The sequence below is a fragment of the Brevibacillus borstelensis genome, assembly GCF_036700025.1.
Lineage (GTDB): Bacteria > Bacillota > Bacilli > Brevibacillales > Brevibacillaceae > Brevibacillus > Brevibacillus borstelensis.
The window spans coordinates 5,075,704-5,092,934 of sequence record NZ_CP144922.1 but is presented as its reverse complement, the minus strand read 5'-3'; the positions used below and the strand labels follow the sequence as shown (position 1 = coordinate 5,092,934).

The 17,231-nt window shown below is 53.0% G+C and carries 14 protein-coding genes and 2 pseudogenes; 13 read left to right on the top strand and 3 right to left on the bottom strand.

What is annotated here, in order from left to right:
• Positions 1–8 precede the first annotated feature (8 nt).
• From V5G20_RS24395 to V5G20_RS24350, 10 genes are all read left to right on the top strand, one after another.
• Positions 9–785: an ATP-binding cassette domain-containing protein gene (locus tag V5G20_RS24395; RefSeq protein ID WP_039070053.1), complete on the top strand. Its 777-nt coding sequence runs from the start codon at positions 9–11 to the stop codon at positions 783–785.
• A 17-nt stretch (positions 786–802) separates the two neighbouring features.
• Positions 803–1,510 carry an ABC transporter ATP-binding protein gene (locus V5G20_RS24390; protein WP_024983547.1) on the top strand — a complete coding sequence of 236 codons (708 nt, stop codon included), beginning with the start codon at positions 803–805 and terminating at the stop codon, positions 1,508–1,510.
• A gap of 232 nt (positions 1,511–1,742) precedes the next feature.
• Positions 1,743–3,398 carry a PLP-dependent aminotransferase family protein gene (locus tag V5G20_RS24385; RefSeq protein WP_338462568.1) on the top strand — a complete coding sequence of 552 codons (1,656 nt, stop codon included), beginning with the start codon at positions 1,743–1,745 and terminating at the stop codon, positions 3,396–3,398.
• A gap of 229 nt (positions 3,399–3,627) precedes the next feature.
• The gene (locus tag V5G20_RS24380) at positions 3,628–4,311 is read left to right on the top strand and encodes an AzlC family ABC transporter permease (protein ID WP_003389433.1); all 684 of its coding nucleotides are present in this window, start codon (positions 3,628–3,630) and stop codon (positions 4,309–4,311) included.
• On the top strand, positions 4,304–4,621 hold the full coding sequence (locus V5G20_RS24375; protein WP_003389432.1) for an AzlD domain-containing protein: 318 nt from the start codon (positions 4,304–4,306) through the stop codon (positions 4,619–4,621). Before V5G20_RS24380 ends, V5G20_RS24375 begins: the two co-directional genes overlap by 8 nt.
• 195 nt (positions 4,622–4,816) lie before the next feature.
• Positions 4,817–5,590, top strand: coding sequence for an IclR family transcriptional regulator (locus V5G20_RS24370; RefSeq protein WP_338462566.1), 774 nt, complete (start codon positions 4,817–4,819; stop codon positions 5,588–5,590).
• A 66-nt stretch (positions 5,591–5,656) separates the two neighbouring features.
• Positions 5,657–7,255 (top strand): OPT/YSL family transporter, encoded by a 1,599-nt coding sequence (locus V5G20_RS24365; protein WP_003389429.1) that lies wholly within the window; start codon positions 5,657–5,659, stop codon positions 7,253–7,255.
• A gap of 47 nt (positions 7,256–7,302) precedes the next feature.
• Positions 7,303–8,391 (top strand): M24 family metallopeptidase, encoded by a 1,089-nt coding sequence (locus V5G20_RS24360; protein WP_003389428.1) that lies wholly within the window; start codon positions 7,303–7,305, stop codon positions 8,389–8,391.
• Between the two features lie 26 nt (positions 8,392–8,417).
• Entirely contained in the window at positions 8,418–9,617 is a 1,200-nt protein-coding gene (locus V5G20_RS24355) for an aminotransferase class V-fold PLP-dependent enzyme (protein WP_024983552.1), read from the top strand.
• Positions 9,614–10,576, top strand: coding sequence for an aminopeptidase (locus V5G20_RS24350; RefSeq protein ID WP_122957577.1), 963 nt, complete (start codon positions 9,614–9,616; stop codon positions 10,574–10,576). Before V5G20_RS24355 ends, V5G20_RS24350 begins: the two co-directional genes overlap by 4 nt.
• An 829-nt stretch (positions 10,577–11,405) precedes the next feature.
• On the opposite strand, the gene V5G20_RS24345 is transcribed toward V5G20_RS24350, so the two are convergent.
• The 3 genes from V5G20_RS24345 to V5G20_RS24335 form a co-directional block, all read right to left on the bottom strand.
• The gene (locus V5G20_RS24345; RefSeq protein WP_122957579.1) at positions 11,406–12,581 is read right to left on the bottom strand and encodes an MFS transporter; all 1,176 of its coding nucleotides are present in this window, start codon (positions 12,579–12,581) and stop codon (positions 11,406–11,408) included.
• Positions 12,582–12,587: 6 nt separating this feature from the next.
• Positions 12,588–13,034 (bottom strand): MerR family transcriptional regulator, encoded by a 447-nt coding sequence (locus tag V5G20_RS24340; protein ID WP_122957580.1) that lies wholly within the window; start codon positions 13,032–13,034, stop codon positions 12,588–12,590.
• 135 nt (positions 13,035–13,169) lie between these two features.
• Entirely contained in the window at positions 13,170–13,946 is a 777-nt protein-coding gene (locus tag V5G20_RS24335; protein ID WP_003389421.1) for an IclR family transcriptional regulator, read from the bottom strand.
• A gap of 200 nt (positions 13,947–14,146) precedes the next feature.
• Here V5G20_RS24335 and V5G20_RS24330 point away from each other — a divergent pair.
• The 3 genes and pseudogenes from V5G20_RS24330 to V5G20_RS24320 form a co-directional block, all read left to right on the top strand.
• Positions 14,147–14,575: pseudogene (locus V5G20_RS24330) on the top strand (ABC transporter substrate-binding protein); the annotation flags it as partial.
• A gap of 503 nt (positions 14,576–15,078) precedes the next feature.
• The gene (gene ltrA / locus V5G20_RS24325) at positions 15,079–16,377 is read left to right on the top strand and encodes a group II intron reverse transcriptase/maturase (RefSeq protein ID WP_024985477.1); all 1,299 of its coding nucleotides are present in this window, start codon (positions 15,079–15,081) and stop codon (positions 16,375–16,377) included.
• A 137-nt stretch (positions 16,378–16,514) separates the two neighbouring features.
• Positions 16,515–17,225: pseudogene (locus tag V5G20_RS24320) on the top strand (extracellular solute-binding protein); the annotation flags it as partial.
• Positions 17,226–17,231: the final 6 nt, after the last annotated feature.

The window sequence follows — 17,231 nt, the reverse complement described above, 5'->3', positions numbered from 1 at the left end:
GGAGCACGATGGCATTATTGGAAGCCAATGGGTTGACCAAGCGTTTCGGCGGTCTGGTTGCCAATCAGGAAGTGACCGTAAAAATCGAACAAGGAACGATTACCGCCGTCATTGGCCCTAACGGTGCGGGCAAGACGACCTTCTTCAATATGGTGACGGGTTTTTACGAGCCGGACGAGGGAGATGTTTTGCTGAACGGGAAAAGCATCAAGGGGCTGCGCCCCGATCAAATCGCGGAGCGCGGGATTACGCGGACCTTTCAAAATATTCGCCTGTTCAAGGAGATGACAGCCCTGGAGAACGTCATGGTGGGCACGCACAGCCGCCTGTCGGCAGGGATCCTGGGCATTATGTTCAATACAAAACGCGTTCGCGAGGAAGAAGAGCGGGCCAAGGTTGAAGCCTACCAGCTGATGGAATACGTCGGCATTGCCCATGTGGCGAACGAAGCGGCAGGCAGCCTGCCGTACGGACTGCAGCGCCGTCTGGAGATCGCCCGGGCGCTTGCGACCAATCCGCAAATCATTTTGCTCGACGAGCCGGCAGCCGGGATGAACCCGCGCGAGACGGTAGAAATGACTGAATTTATCCGCAAGCTGAAGCATGAGCTGGGCTTGACGATTATTTTGATCGAGCACGATATGAAGCTCGTCATGGGATTGAGCGAGTATATTCACGTCCTGGACTACGGACGCAAGATTGCCGAGGGTACGCCGGAACAGATTCGAAACAATCCGAACGTCATCGAGGCTTACCTGGGCAAAAGCGCGACGGAAGTGTCGTAAGAGGGGGAGGAGAAACAATGCCGTTGCTTGAATTGCAAAACGTTCACACCTATTACGGCGGTATCCACGCGTTGAAAGGATTAAGTATTGAAGTAAACGAGGGGGAGGTCGTGACGCTGATCGGCTCCAATGGCGCCGGGAAGTCGACCACCCTGAAAACGATCTGCGGACAGACCCGTGCCCGGGAAGGCCGGATCGTGTTTGACGGCAAGGACATTACGCAGATGAGGACGCACGATGTCGCAGCGATGGGGATCGCCCATGTGCCGGAGGGACGGCGGATTTTTCCCAAGCTGACGGTTCGGGAAAACCTGGAGATGGGTGCATTTTCCGTAAAGGACAAACAGATCATTGAAGAAGGCATCGAGCGTGCATTTCGCTATTTTCCCCGTTTGAAGGAACGGATCGATCAAAAGGGCGGAACGATGTCCGGCGGTGAGCAGCAGATGCTCGCGATTGCTCGCGGTCTGATGATGAAGCCGAAAATCCTGATGCTGGATGAACCGTCTATGGGTCTTGCCCCGATTCTGGTGGAACAAATTTTTGACATCGTGACAGAGCTGAACCGCGAAGGCATGACGATCCTGTTGGTTGAGCAAAACGCCAACCAGGCCCTTTCTGTAGCGAATCGCGGCTACGTCATTCAGACAGGCGAAATCATTCTGCAGGATGAAGCGCAAAATCTGCTGACCAATCCTCAGGTGCGGGAAGCGTATCTTGCTTGATGGAAACGAAGAAAACCCGATGGAGTGTATGGACTTCCGTCGGGTCTTGTTTTTTCTAAAGGGAGTCGCTTCCGGCATACTGACCGACGGCTTTTGGAGGAAAACGAATGTGCAACAAGAATGCGCTCTCCCCATATCTTTATGTTTTTGCTACTATCATCATAAGAAGTAGCTGACCTTCTACGAATGGTCAGATTCCAAAATAGAAAGCGGGTCAGCCTGGAGGTTATTGATGGAGATTCACCCGAATTGGACGAAGGCCGGATCAGGAAAGCTCTACCTGCAGCTCTACGCATACTTTCGCGAGGAAATCCAGACTAGACGGATATTGCCGGGAACCCGGCTGCCCTCGGTTCGATCGATCAGCCGCAATCTTCAACTGAGCAAAACAACGGTAGAAACGGCCTACCATCAGTTGCTGGCGGAAGGATACATCGAGAGCAGGGAAAGAAGCGGTTTTTACGTGGTGGAGTGGGAAGAGGACGAGGTAGCCGTTCCATCCGGGAAGCACGGAGGAAAAGCGGCCGCGAACGGCGCTATGAACGAGATTGGGAATACGGCCGGACAAGCAGCCGAAGCGGAGCCAGCAGGAGTCGGATATAGAGTTGGGGCTGAGGATACAGCCGGAGCCGGATATACGGCTGGAGTCGGGCATACAGCCGGGGCCAAGCATGCGGCTGCACATACGTTACCTGGTACAGGCACGACTCCACTTCCCGAAAAAGCGATCGCCAAAAGTGATACGGCCGGTCTGCCAGCGGGGAAGAACCCGAATATTCTCTACGACTTTCATCAGGCCCGGGTCGATGCCGAGCATTTTCCGTACGGATTGTGGCGCAAGTACAGCAATCAGTGCATGCGGCCGGAAAACAGGAATATTCTCAATTACGGGGACCGCCAAGGGGAGCGCGCCTTGCGGGAGGAGATTGCCCGTTATTTGCAGCGGGCCCGCGGGGTTGCTTGCACGCCAGATCAGATTGTCATCGGGGCAGGAACGCAGGTGCTGATCCAGGTGCTTTGCTTTTTGCTCACCCTGGAGGAACGCGTGGTCGCAATGGAGGAGCCGGGATACGACGGGGTGCGGACTGTTTTCCAGCATCTCGGATATAAAATAGCCCCGATTCCATTGGACGAAGACGGCATCGATGTAGAGGTGCTGGAGGCAAGCGGAGCGCCGCTGATTTACATCACGCCCTCCCATCAGGAGCCTACCGGAGCCGTTATGCCTTACGCAAGGCGAATCAGACTGCTGCAGTGGGCGGCCAGATCGGGCGCGTACATCATTGAGGACGATTACGACGGAGAATTTCGCTATCAGACGAAACCGATTCCCTCGCTTCAGGGACTGGACACGCATGAACGAGTCATTTATCTCGGCACGTTTTCCAAATCACTGTTGCCGTCGATTCGCATGAGCTATATGGTTTTGCCCCCGGCGCTGCTGCAGATCTACGGAAGTCAGCTGTATGAATACGATCAAACCGCATCCCGCATCCATCAGGAGACGCTGGCTCTCTTCATGAAAAGCGGGGAATGGGAGCGGCATATACGCAAAATGCGGACTTTATACAGCAAAAAACATGAGGCCATGCTCAAAAGCTTGCATACGTATTTCGGGGAGCGGATTCATGTGACCGGACAGAATGCCGGATTATCCGCGACGGTGGAAGCAGTATCAGACCTCTCGGCAGAGGAGCTGGCGCAGCACGCGTTATCAGTGGGAATCCGCGTCTATCCTACGACCCGAAAATGGCTGCATCAGCCAAAGGACAGCTTGCCTGCCTTTCAATTTGGCTTTGGCGGCATGTCCGCCGAAGCTATCGAGCAGGGGATATGCCTGCTTGAAGAAGTGTGGAAGCCGTATTTGACCAGCCATGAAAGAGATTGACGCACTTACGCTGATTGAGTCTGCCCGGTATCCCGGACGAAGGTGACAAATGAGCTACTCGTACTCATGGACGATTCCGTACTTGTGGACGATTCGGTACGAAGCCGAGATCCATCCGACCCGAACCCGATCGGCATACAGGTATAGGAACAAGCAGAAGCGCCTTTGCACAGTAATTGACAGAATGTACAGACAATAATAGAGTGGGTGTGTCAGGAGGGTGGACTGCTTGCATTCATCGAAAAATTTGTTCGTACAAGGGATGAAACAAATCCTGCCCGTTGCGTCTGCCGGCATCATTGACGGGTTGGTATTCGGGATCTTGGCCAGACAAGCAGGGCTCGGAATTACGGAGGCCATGCTTTTGTCGTTGCTTGTAAATGCGGGCTCGTCCCAGTTTGCGGCAGTAGGCCTGATCTCGCAGGGAATTGTAGGGTGGCCGATTTTGGTCTCAACCGCGCTACTAAATGCAAGGCATCTGTTATACGGTTTGTCTCTCGGTCCCTATTTTCGCGAAACCCCTCCGTGGAAGCTTTCCTTGATGGCAGGTTCATTAAATGACGAGACCTATGCCTTGAAAATTACGTACCTGACAGCGGGAAACAAGCCGAGCCTTCCGTATTTCGCCGGAGCGAGCATCGCGGATTACGTCATCTGGAATGCCAGTACCCTTGCTGGTGCCTGGTTCGGGACAGTATTTACAGAGACCGAGGCGTTTGGTCTCGATTTTGCCTTTATCGCGACGTTTTTAGGGTTTCTTGCCGTAAACCTGGTCTCATCCTTTCACGTGAAGGTAGCCGTATCCGCTTCATTGGTTGCTTGTCTGGCCTACTGGCTGGGAGGAGGGGTGGCCGCGGTGATCGGGGGTACGCTGACGGCTGTAGCTATAGGGGCGGTGAAGCGGGATGGATAATGTCGTTCTTTACATTTTGCTGATGGCTCTCGTTACGTATTTGACGCGTTTCCCGATGCTGCTGATCAGTACCCGCTGGTCTGTGCCCGATTGGTTGAAAAGAGGGCTCGCGATGGTGCCGGTCGGGGTGTTCAGCTCGCTGACGGTACCGCCGATCCTGTTTCATTTGAGAGACGGGCAGTGGAGTCCCGAGTATCTGGCAGCCGGAGTCATTGCCTTGGCGGTGGGATTGTGGAGGAAACACATCGTCTGGGCGCTGCTCGCGGGAGTAGCGGTGCTGATTGGCTGGCGGCTTTTTTTGGGATTGTAGAGGGAAAGTAGCATAAGCAGGTGTTGCAGAGGAAAAACCTTTGCGATTCCTGCTTTTTTCGTTGCCTTTTGCAAAAGGGGATCGTTTCCAGCCTGAATGTTGAGAATAATGATTGAAATCGGCAAAGTCATTCAATATAATAAATTTATAAAAAGGTACAATGGTTCGATTATCGGTACAGTGTGCGAAGGGGGTATGAAGTCGTTGTCTCTGAAAACGTTGGAAAAATCTTTGGAACTGCTCAGATGCTTTTCTGAGGAAAAACCAGCCTGGGGAGTCAGGGAAATCGCAAAAGAGCTCGACATGAGCCATACGATTGTCCACCGCATTTTGGCGACCTTTGAACAGTTTGGCTACCTGAGGCAAAATCCGGAGAACAAGAAGTACGAGCTGGGACTGGAGTTTTTGCAGATCGCCCAGAAAGTCAAGGCACGCATTCAGCCCGGGGATGTTTTGGTTCCGGTTATGAAAGGGCTTTCAGAACAGACGGGGGAATCCGTCTTCCTGAGCTGGCTGGATGGCCTCGAAGGGGTCTATGTAGAAATCGTGGAAAGCTCTCATGTTTTGAAGTATTCCGTAACCGTGGGCAGAAGATTTCCGCTGTACGCCGGTTCGATTGGCCGGGTTATGATGGCGCATCTCCCCGAAGACAAGCAGGAAGAGATTATCTCCAGAGGATTAAATCCGCTTACATCCAGGACGATCGTAAATCCCGAAGTCTTGCGGCAACAGTTGCAGATGATTCGCAAAAACGGCTGGGCCTATTCGGCAGGGGAGTACAACGAAGGGGTTGCGGGGCTGCATATGCCTCTGTTTGACAAAAATGGCAAAATCCTCGGCTCCCTGGGAATCGCCGGCCCGGACCACCGGCTGGCTGAAGAAAAAGTGCCCGAGCTATTGGGCCATCTGATGAAAGCCAGAGACGAGATTCAACAACTGCTGAATGATTACTCTTTCCGGTACTTGTAAGCAGCTGCATCAACCCAGATAAAAATGGTTCCGTACAACACTTAATCAATTTTGGGGGTAAAAAATATGGAAAAGCAGCCGGAAAACAAAAAGCATCCAAGAGCTCTGGAACCGTTTACGCTTCTCCTTACCATCGGTTTGTCCGTAATCGGGGCCATTATCGGCATGCAGCTGATCGTGACACTCGGCATATCAGCGAACACGGCCATTATCGGGGCACTGATCGCCATGGTCATCTCTCGCATCCCGGTAACTCTCTTTCGCAAATACCGCTCTGTCCATCGACAAAACCTGATCCAGACGGCGATCTCCTCGGCGACTTTCGGGGCCGGGAACAGCCTGATGATTCCGATCGGCATCCCGTTTATGATGGGCCATCACGAGCTGATCATCCCGATGCTGATCGGCGCGGTCCTGGCGATGTTTGTAGACGCCGCCATTTTGTATCGCCTCTTTGACTCCAAAGTATTTCCCGCCAGCGGAGCATGGCCTCCGGGCATTGCCACGGCTGAATCGATCAAAGCAGGCGATCAGGGAGGCAAGCGCGCTGGCTGGCTCGGGCTGGGCGCCCTCGGGGGAATCGCCGGTTCGGCAATGGGCATCCCGATGTCAGCGTTTGGCGTAGCCTTCATCGGAAACATCTGGGCTCTGCTCATGTTTGGGGTCGGTCTTCTGCTTCGCGGCTACTCCGTTCCGCTGTTCGGCGTAGACGTAAACAAACTCTACATTCCCCACGGCTTTATGATTGGTGCCGGTGTTGTTGCACTGATTCAAGTAACGACGATCATTTTAAAGAAAAAGAAAACAGACGCAGCTTCTGCAGTGGAAAAAGAAGAGCCGTATACGCGTACAGAGAAAGATACCTCGCGAGCGCTCGGATTTGGATTTATCGCTTATCTGGTGATCGCCCTCATCATCGCGATCATCGGCGGCGTGATTACAAAAATGTCCTTTGGCATGCTTCTTTTGTTTCTCTTGTTTGCTGCCTTTGCCGCATTTGTCCATGAAGTCATCGTCGGCATTGCCGCCATGCACTCCGGCTGGTTTCCGGCTTTCGCAGTCGCGCTGATCACCTTGATCATCGGGATTTTGATCGGCTTCCCGCCGCTTGCTTTGGGCCTTCTGGTCGGCTTTAGCGCCGCTACGGGTCCGGCATTTGCCGACATGGGCTACGACCTGAAGACAGGCTACATTCTTCGCGGCAACGGAGAGGATATGGCGTATGAGCTGGATGGACGCAAACAGCAATTTATCGCCGGGATGATCGCATTTGGCGTAGCGGCGATCGCTGTACTGATCGCATACAAAGGCTACTTTGCCCAAAACCTTGTGCCGCCGGTCGACAAGGTATATGCGGCGACGATTGAGGCAGGCGTCTCCGGCGACATTGCCCGTCAATTGTTCCTGTGGGCGATTCCTGGCGCGATCCTGCAAATCGTCGGCGGTTCCAAGCGTCAGATGGGCGTCCTGTTCGCGACCGGATTGCTGCTGCTCAACGTGCCGGCAGGCTGGGCCGTGCTGGCGGGCATCGTCATCCGCGCTGTCGTGCTGAAGGTGAGAGGCAAGCAGGCTGAGACGACCATGAGCATTCTCGCGGCAGGGTTTATCGCCGGAGATGCGCTGTACAGCTTCTTTAGCTCCGTATTTAAACTGAAAAAACTGTAGGCGGGGGCGGCAAGTCCCTGCAACAACGAACAGGAGGATGAGGAAAGATGTTCGATAAAAGACAGCAAGCTCTGGCAGGAAAGATTCGGGAAGCAGGGGTGGACGCAGCCGTACTGGTTCCCGGTCCCAACCTCTACTACTTTACCGGCCTGCAGCTGAAGCAGAGCGAGCGGCTTACACTCGCCATTGTGACGGCGGAGGGAAAATGGCTGTTCGTGACTCCGCAGGTGGAGCTGAGCAAGGTCCAGTCCACGGTAAAAGGAGATATTTTCTGGTACACCGATGAACAAGGCTCCGCCAAGGCGCTGCAGGAGCTGGTCGATGCCAAGGGCAAGCTGGGCAAGGTCGGCGTCGAGTTCGGTACGATGCGGGTTGCCGAGCTGAAAGCGGTAGAGCAACTGGGCAGCACGGACACTCAGGATGTCAGCAAGCTGTTCGATTCCTTCCGCATGTGCAAGGACGAAGCGGAAATCGAGTATTTGCGAAAAGCGGTAGCAATCGTGGAAGAAAGTCTGGAAGCGACACTGCCGTACATCAAGCCTGGGGCAATCGAGCTGGAGATCGCTGCGCGGCTGGAATACGAAATGCGCAAACGCGGCTCCGAGGGCACGCCGTTCGGAACGATTGTCGCCTCCGGCTATCGCGGAGCACTGCCGCACGGACGCGCTGCCTCCAAGAAAATCGAAGCAGGCGAGCTGGTCGTTCTTGATTTCGGCGCCATCTACGGAGGATATGTGGCGGATATTACACGCACGGTCGCCGTAGGAGAGATCTCGGACGAACTGAAGCTGATCTACGAGACGGTCCGGGAAGCACAGCAGGCTGCCATTGACATTATCAAGCCGGGCATTACCGCTCACGAGGTAGACGACAAGGCGCGGAGCATCATCAAGAGCAAGGGCTTCGGCACCTACTTTACTCATCGTACCGGCCACGGAATCGGACTGGGAGCGCATGAGGCGCCGTACATGATGCAGAACAACCAGCTCGTGCTTGAGCCGGGCATGGCGTTTACGGTCGAACCGGGAATCTATTTGCCTGACAAAGGCGGCGTACGGATCGAAGACAACATCATCGTCACCAAGGATGGTTATCTCAATCTCATGACCTCCTCCAAGGAACTGATCACACTGTAAACGCCCAATAAAGGGGGAGTGGAATCATGAATATCCAACAGATCAGACAGGATACGCCTCTGCATGAACGCTATGCATACCTGGACACTGCGGCAGCATCTGCACCTCCACGCCAAGTGATTGAGGCCATGACCGACTATTTGCGCAAAACAACAGAGCTGGGCCCCTATCTGCCCTCTTTTCGCAGGGAGACCTATGCCCGGGTGGATGCCATCCGCGAGGCGGCTGCCCGCTACATCGGAGCGGGGGCCAATGAAATCGCCTTTGTCAAAAACGGAACGGAAGCGATCAATTTCGTCGCCAGCGGCCTGACTTGGTCGGAAGGAGATGAAGTGATCATCGCCGATCTGGAATTCCACAGCAATTTTGTACCGTGGCTGCGGCTGGAGCGCGAGGGCAAGATCAAGCTGAAGGTTCTCAAGACGGACAGAAGCGGGGTTATCTCCCCAGCCGCCCTGGAAGAGCTGATCACTCCCCGGACGAAATTGATTTCTGTTTCTCACCTGCCCAATGCTTCAGGCGCCCTCCAGCCGATCGAAGCGATCTGCGAAATGGCCAAGAGGCACGGCGTGCTGACGCTCGTAAACGCCTCGCAAAGCCTGGGGATGGTCCCCATCGATGTGAAAAAGGTGAAATGCGATTTCCTCGCCGCATGTGGCCGCAAAGGACTGCGCGGCCCGGAAGGCTCAGGGATTCTCTTTATCAGAAGCGAATGGATCGAGTCCATCACGCCCGCCTTGATCGGATGGGGCGGAACGAGCTGGGATTTTGACACCAACGAGTACAGCTTCCTGCCCATCGCCAAGCGGGTCGAAGCCGGCTGCCCGATCGTTCCTTCCATTCTCGGTCTGGGAGCGGCTCTGGAATACGCTTCAGCGATCGGCGTCGAAGCGATTTACGAGCGGGTTCGCAAGCTGACGGCGTACGCGGTGGGACAAATGGAAAAGATTCCGGGCATGGTCATCTACGGACCCGAGCGGCTGGAAGACAGACTGGCGCTGATCCCGTTCAACGTAAAGGGCTTGTCGCCCGACCGGATTACACAGTATCTGGAAGAGAACGGCATCATCATCGAATCCGGCACCTTTATGGCCAACACGATGCTGCAGCAGTACGGCATCAATAAAATGGCCCGCGTATCGCTCCATTATTTCAACACCGAAGAAGAGATTGACAAAACGGTGCAGTTGATTCTGGACCTTTTGCAGAAGGAGGGGCAGCAATGAATAAATTCATCATTCAATCTGCTTTCAATGTGATGAAAAACGGGCTGAAGGTGAAGCGGGGCGAAGAGGTCGTCATTGTCGCGGATGACAAGCAAAACGAGCAGCTCGTCGACGCATTCACCACAGCGGGAGCGCTATTGGGAGCGAAAACGGGCAAGGTGATCTATCCGGTTGTCTCCACGCAAAACGAGGAACCGATGGGAATCGTAGCAGAGAGTCTGAAAAGCGCCGATGCGGCCGTGGTGCTGCCCGTTGTCTCGATTACGCATGTCGAGGCCATTCGCCAGGCGCGCAAGCAAGGGACACGCGTGCTCGTCTGCAGCGGTCTGGATGAACGGATGATGACGGGAGCCGTCAACGCCGATTACGAAAAAATGAGCGAATTGACCAGCCAATTCGTCGCTATGCTCGAATCCGCCGAGACCGTTCGCGTGACCTGCCCCAACGGGACGGACATCACCTTCCCGATCAAAGGACGCTCCACGATGGCGGTAGACGGCATCTGCGAGGAAGCAGGCCAATGGAATTTCGCCCCGGCCGGAACGACTGCGACTGCGCCGCTTGAAGGAGCCACCAACGGAACCATGGTGTTTGACGGCAGCCTGGCGCCGTTCGGCATTGTCGACAAGCCGGTCGTGCTGAAAGTGGCCGACGGCATGATCACGGAAATTGAGGGCGGCAACACAGCGGTGGAATTCGAGGCTCTCTTGCGTTCCTTCAACAACCCGAATGTTTACAACATTGCCGAGATCGGTATCGGTACCAATGACAAGGCTGTACTGAGCGGAAAGCTGATCGAGGACGAGCGGATTCTCGGGGCCTTCCATGTCGGGATTGGCAAAAGCTTGAACATCGGTGGGAATGTCGATGCGCCTTTCCATACTGACGGGATGATTCTGAAGCCGACTATGTGGATTGACAATCGGTTGGTTGTGGAGAACGGGACGATTCTGGTTTAGCGAGCCAAGCGGCAGAGACGGCTTGGGAGCTTGAGTGTTTCCCTATGATTCAGATTGTTTGGAAAGCCCTGCGTGCTAGCGGGGTTTTTCGTTTTTCAGGGAATAGGCTTCTTTCTTTCGCAGCCACTTTTTTTGGTTTTTGTGTTGTTGGACAGGCTTTGGGGGAGGAGATGAAAAAGGAGAAAACCGCTCCAGGTTCGGTGGGACACTGCGAGGGGGATTGACTGTCCGGCTCCATTCCAAAAGCAAAACCGCGTCCAAAAGCAGCCTGCTCAAGGAAGCATCTCAGAGTTGGACGCTAAAGGCGTGTTTTGCTTTTGGAATGGAGCCTGGGAGGTGTCCCAAAGACCTTCGCGGTTTTCTCCTTTTTCATCTCTACAGCTGTTGGTTTAAATCAAAAAACCGTTCGGCCCGAACGGTTTTGAGAGAGGCTGCCATGAACCTTGGCCAGCCTTGAAATATCCCACATGCTTTTTAAAGCTGGAAGAAGCAATTCCGCTCGACAGAGAAGCCTGTTTCCAGTCGAAGCGACTAGCGAAGTCCAGCCCAGCGGAGCAGTGATCCCGAGGAAACAGAATCGCAACCCATGAATCCACTGCGTAGCTGCGCGCCGTTTTGCGATTCCCTCGGGATCATTGCGGAGCGGACAGTTTCCGCATCCTTGTGGGACGTAGACCGGAGCAGAGAATGGAAACAGGCTTCTCTTCACCGCAGCAGCTTTCGGAGTGGAAGTGAGAAAAATGCCCCAGTGTTTGTTCAAATGCAGCTGCCCGGTTAATATCTTATTTCATGGGCGTAAGCAACACTCGCAAATCCTCAGCAAAAGGGATCAATTGACATGCGCCAAAACCTTTTTCCCCACGGCGAGCACCAGAATGCTGACAATCACCGCAACCGCCCCCGCATAGAAAGGCACATGCGGCGAATACCATTCGGCCAGCTTCCCTGCCAGCCACGGTGCGATCGCTCCGCCGGAAAAGCGGACGAAGCTGTACGCTGAGGAAGCGACTGCCCGTTCGACCGGGGCTACATCCATCACCGCGGTAGTCAAAACCGTATTGATGATGCCGAGTATGGCGCCAGCGATGACGATGGCGACGACCAGAGTCGTTTGCGATTCTACGCCGAATCCCATAACAGCAAGGACGATGGCCAGCAAGAACAGCATCATGTTCAGCGTCGGGATCGATCCGTATTTCCTTTGCAGCAGCGGCGCTATGATCACCGAGGTAATCGCGAGCATTACGCCCCAGAAGAAAAAGACGAAGCCGAGGCTGTGTTCATCCATGTGCAGGACAAACGGAGAGAAGGCCAGCAGAGTAAAAAATCCGTAATTGTACAAAAGGGCAGTGGCGGCCAGGGTAAACAGTCCCCGGTGAGTCAGGGCCCGCAACGGATCGGCAATCGAGCTGCGCCGTTTGGGAGCTGGGACTTCGTTCAACAGGACAAAAACAGCGAGAAAAGCGATGGCCATCAGTACGGAAACGCCAAAGAACGGTCCCCGCCAGCTAATGCCGCCAAGCAATCCTCCGAGCAGCGGCCCGACGGACATGCCCAGTCCGATCGCCGCTTCGTACAGAACGATCGCTCCGGCCGTACCGCCGCTGGCTACACTGACGATAACGGCGAGTGCGGTGGAAATGAAAAAGGCATTTCCCAATCCCCACCCGGCGCGGTACCAAACGATTTCCGTAACGGAATTCGACATTCCGCCCATAAAGGCAAAGACGATAATCGCCAAAAGACCGAACAACAGCGTAGGCTTTGGACCGATCCGGCTGGATACCCACCCGGTTACGAGCATCGTAATCCCGGTCATCACCATGTAGCTGGTAAACAGCAGGGATACCTGGCTGGGGGTGGCGTTCAGCTTTTCGGCAATCGCCGGCAGGATCGGGTCGACCAGACCGATGCCCATAAAGGCGACGATACAAGCAAAAGCGACAGCCCAGGCCGATTTGGGCTGTTTAAACAAGGTTTGGAAAGAAGCTCCATGACTGCTCACTGATGTTCACTCCTTGCTCTCTTTTTCCAATTCCCGCTTCTTATTCGTAATGCGAGTCAGCTTTTCATCGTATCCCTGCAGCATCTCCGTCAGCTTGTTCAGCTTTTCCTGCAGAACGTCCCGCTGTGCTCTCAGCGTTACCTCCAGCTCTGTCAGCAAGCGCAGCTTTTCGCCCACATGCTGGTCATTCGCATGCTTATCGGAAAAGTAGTCCTGCTTCAAAAGCTCGTAGCGTTTGCCAAGATCCATGATTTCCTTGATTTCCTGCAGGGAAGCGCCGAGGAGATCACGGGTGTTTTTGACGTGCAGAATATGGGTGACGTCTTCGTCCGTGTACAGGCGGTACCCGCTTTCCGTTCGGCCGGACGGACTGACCAGGCCCAATTCTTCATAGTAGCGGAGGGCCCGTTTGGTGAGATTGGTTTTTTTGGCGACCTCCTCGATTTGATACATGAAAGGTTCCTCCAATCACAAATAAAAAATGACATCTCCTATCTTAACAGACATTAACGTTGACGTAAACGTAAAACTATGGGAAAGGTTATGAAACGTGTACTTTTCCTAGTTTTCCTAAAAAAAGAAGACCAATCATAAGACTGGTCTTGTCAGTTGATACCTGTATCCCAACTCGGCAGACATCTCCTGTACGGTTGTAAGCAACTCATTGCGAATCACATCTTGCTGAGGAAGCACGCGATCTGAAGGTCCAATTACGCTGATCGAGGCAACCACCTCGCCAGTCGAATCGAAGATCGGCGCGGCCATGCCGGTTACTCCGACGTTTCGCCGGTTAGAGCTGAATTCATAGCCGCGCTCCCGGATGTCCTGCAAATTTTGTTTGATTTCTTCGACGGAGGTAAAAGAATGCGGCGTGTAGCCCTTGATCTCCTCCCGCAAAATTTCATCCTGAAATTCTGGCGTCCGGTATGCCAAAAGCACGCGGGAGGCGGAAGTCGAATACATGGGAAAGCGCCGGTAGGTCTCGAGCGTAAACCGGATCGGATGGGGCGAATCCGCTTTGCTCACATAGATGGCGTCTTTTCCATCCTGTATGCAAAGGACAACGAGCTCCTGGGTGCGGGCCAGCAACCGTTGAATATACGGCGTTGAAAATGCGACGATGTCATGGTTTTTGATCACTTTGTCCCCTAATTCCAGCAATGTATAGCCAAGCGTGTACTGCTTGGTTTTTTCGTTTTTCCGGATAAATCCCTCCGACTCCAATGTGGTGAGCAGCTTGTGCACAGCCCCCTTGGAAAGCTGCAGCCTTTTGCTGAGCTCTGTCACTCCCATCTCCGGGGGACCGTCCAGGAACATTTTCAATAGCTTGCAGCCATTTCGTACTGAAGACAAAACCTGATCCATAGGTCATTCCTCCGTAACAGGCATTGATAGTAGTCAAGCATAATCGAAAAGCTTTCAAAAGGAAAGGGGAGAATCCTCCCTCTACTCAGACTATCTTGAATTGTCAGTATACTTATGGTAGTATAACACCAATGTTCTTGAATAGCAAACATCGTTCTCTATTCGTGAACAACAATTAGAGATACGGGGGATGAAGACAAGTGAAGAAAAAGACATTATCGCTGCTCTCTGTTCTTGCATTGACAGGTTCACTACTCGCAGGCTGTGGTTCGTCCACTTCTGCACCGCAATCATCTGCGCCACAGGGCCAACCGGCAGACAACAAGAGTGCCGGACAAGCCGAGGCTCAATTGGAGGACACGCTGGTCATCGCGGGCAACGGGGCCACTGTCGAAAAGCTGATGAAAGACGTGATCTTCAAAAAGTTCAACGAGAAATATCCGAATGTCAAGCTGACGTACGTGTCTGGCGTTTCCACGGAAATTGTCGCCAAGGTGAAGGCGCAGAAAAACTCGCCTCAAATTGACATGACCGTCATCGAGGGCGGCGAGCAGGAAAAAGGCCGCCAGGAGGGGCTTTGGGAAGCGATCTCCGAAGCGGACATTCCGAATATGAAGCGTGCCCAGCAAGCCGTTAATTGCTAGTTGGTGAAAGTCCAACCGAGGCAGGAGCCAAGTCACCTCGTAGCTGACAGGCAACTGGTGGAGAAATCCTAAGGTTGAAGCCCTGTGACAAAGTAACTCGAAAGAGTGCGAGCAAATCAGCAGGCCGTAACATAAAGTGAATCCTGCAGCCTCGTTAAGAAAGACCACCGAGAGGTGGACAAAGGGAAGCCGAGCTTGTTTCATATGGGCGAAGGCCAAGGACGGTGTGGAGAACTTGGAATACAGCACCTATGAATCCCTCGGGGTATGGGGAGCGGTATGTTGAGAAAGTAGTTAACGGAACTGGGGAGACCCTACTCTGCACGCCCCGTCAGGAGCGTAAAACGGAAACCTATAACCGTAAGGGAAGTGGTGGATGGCAGAGAGGGAGTCGGAGGGGTTCATAGTACCGATGAACATAAGGACAACACAACCTTATGGAGGGAAGGAGCCCTGCTTTGTTCACGGGTCGAAGGAGGTAAGAGTGAGTGAATGCAAGTAAACTTGCTAACTACACCGATGTAAAAGCTCGACAACTTTGGACAACCCTATATCTTTGTGCCAAGGCAAACTCAAAACGGCGATTTCATGCCTTGTATGACAAAATCTACCGCCCGGATATTCTAGCGACAGCTTGGAGGAGAGTAAAAGCAAATAAAGGGAGCGGAGGAATCGACGGACAATCCATCGCACAGATTGTGGAGGAGTATGGGGAGAGCCGTTTTCTTAACGAGATCTATCTAGATTTAAAAGAAAAGCGGTATCGTCCACATCCGGTTCGTCGAACTTACATCCCTAAACCGGATGGCAAGAAACGTCCACTCGGCATCCCGACGATCAAGGATCGGGTGGTCCAAATGGCTACTAAGCTAGTCATTGAACCGATCTTTGAAGCTGATTTTCGGGACTGTTCTTATGGCTTTCGGCCAGGAAGAAATGCTCACCAGGCAATTGCACAGATACGCAAAGCAAGCAAGAGGTGTTATTGGGTCGTAGATGTTGACATTAAAGGGTATTTCGACAACATCAACCATGAGAAGTTGATGAAACTGGTCGAAATGAGAATCAGCGACAGACGTGTTCTGAAACTTATCCGACAATGGCTGCAGGCTGGGGTCATGGAAAATGATCAATTCCATGAAACAGAACTGGGAACTCCGCAAGGAGGGGTAATCTCGCCTCTTCTTTCAAACATCTATCTAAACTACATGGACACCATTTGGGAAAATCAATTCTCCCATCTTGGCACACTTATCCGCTATGCGGATGACTTCGTTATCATGTGCAGAACCAAACAAGAAGCATTGGAAAGCATTCAAGTGCTGATGGCTATTCTAAACAAGCTGGAGCTTAGTCTCAGTAAAGAGAAATCTAGACTCGTTAATATTTGGGACAATTCCACTGGGTTTGACTTTCTTGGGCTGCACCATCGCAAATTCCCCGTGTTCAACAAAGGGGGGAGCAAGGTATTTGCTATGTCTCATGTACCAGCTAAGAAAGCAATGAAGGAAATGAGACGTAAAATTAAGGAATACACTGCACCAAGGAACAAACTGTTTCTGTCTCTAGAAGAGCTAGTGAAAGGGCTAAATCGCAAGCTAAGGGGGTTCAAGAACTACTACTTCATCTCGCCCATCGCCAAACGATGGGCAAGACGGATAGACTGGTATGTGATTGAACGCCTTACAATCTTCTGCAACAAGAAAAGAAGCAAGCGGAATAAACATGCCGGAAAGCTGAAGGTCATACAAAACACGCAGGGTAGTTTATTGAAATTAGCCGGATAAAGTAAGCCGAATGCCAAAGAAAGAAGAACATCGGAAAGCCGTATGAGGGAAAACCTCACGTACGGTTTGATGAGGGGGAGCTGAAATGAGCAAGGCGACCATACGGTCGCCCGAAAGTTTCAGTTCTCTACTCTACAAATGTCCCGGATGACTTGAAGATCGCGGAAAACAGCGGCGTAACCGTCAACTTTACCCCGATGGGCATTTCCTACAACAGCGAATTGGTCAAAGAAAAAAATCTGCCGGTACCGGCTTCCTGGAATGACCTCGCCAAGCCGGAAGTAAAAGGCTATATTACGATGACTGATGTAGCAAGCAACTTCGGCCGCTCCGCGATGATCATGATGGCCTATGCAGACGGAGGCTCCGAGAAAAACATCGAGCCCGGCTTTGAAAAAATGAAAACGATTGCGGGATATATGCCTACCTTTGCGAAGAGCGCGGCCCAGCTGCAGCAAAACCTGCAAAACAAGAGCGCGGCGTACACTACCTGGACGATGGCTCGCAGCCTGACCCAAAAAGACGCCGGACTTCCGCTGGAATTCGTCTTCCCGCAAGAGGGCGGAAACATCGTTCCGAACGTAGCGACATTGGTAAAAGGGGCCAAGCATCCGAATGCGGCAAAGGCATTTATCGACTTTTTGCTGAGTGACGAGGTACAGACCATGTACGCGACGGAGCTGTACTACAATCCTGCCACTGCTGTGAAGCTTCCGGAGGATGTGGCGAAGCAATTGGAGTTTGACCGCAGCAAGGTCGTAAACTTCGACTACGATGTCATCGGGAAGGAAACGGCCAGTTGGCTGGACCGCTTCAATAAAGAAATCGCACCCATTACAGGAAAGTAGGTGTCT

Excerpts from the sequence above, each read along its gene's own strand:
- V5G20_RS24350 (WP_122957577.1), top strand. The coding sequence starts at position 9,614 with ATGAATAAATTCATCATTCAATCTGCTTTCAATGTGATGAAAAACGGG.
- V5G20_RS24365 (WP_003389429.1), top strand. The coding sequence starts at position 5,657 with ATGGAAAAGCAGCCGGAAAACAAAAAGCATCCAAGAGCTCTGGAACCG.
- V5G20_RS24335 (WP_003389421.1), bottom strand. The coding sequence starts at position 13,946 with ATGGATCAGGTTTTGTCTTCAGTACGAAATGGCTGCAAGCTATTGAAA.
- V5G20_RS24385 (WP_338462568.1), top strand. The coding sequence starts at position 1,743 with ATGGAGATTCACCCGAATTGGACGAAGGCCGGATCAGGAAAGCTCTAC.
- V5G20_RS24370 (WP_338462566.1), top strand. The coding sequence starts at position 4,817 with ATGAAGTCGTTGTCTCTGAAAACGTTGGAAAAATCTTTGGAACTGCTC.
- V5G20_RS24375 (WP_003389432.1), top strand. The coding sequence starts at position 4,304 with ATGGATAATGTCGTTCTTTACATTTTGCTGATGGCTCTCGTTACGTAT.
- V5G20_RS24340 (WP_122957580.1), bottom strand. The coding sequence starts at position 13,034 with ATGTATCAAATCGAGGAGGTCGCCAAAAAAACCAATCTCACCAAACGG.
- V5G20_RS24390 (WP_024983547.1), top strand. The coding sequence starts at position 803 with ATGCCGTTGCTTGAATTGCAAAACGTTCACACCTATTACGGCGGTATC.
- V5G20_RS24360 (WP_003389428.1), top strand. The coding sequence starts at position 7,303 with ATGTTCGATAAAAGACAGCAAGCTCTGGCAGGAAAGATTCGGGAAGCA.
- V5G20_RS24355 (WP_024983552.1), top strand. The coding sequence starts at position 8,418 with ATGAATATCCAACAGATCAGACAGGATACGCCTCTGCATGAACGCTAT.
- V5G20_RS24395 (WP_039070053.1), top strand. The coding sequence starts at position 9 with ATGGCATTATTGGAAGCCAATGGGTTGACCAAGCGTTTCGGCGGTCTG.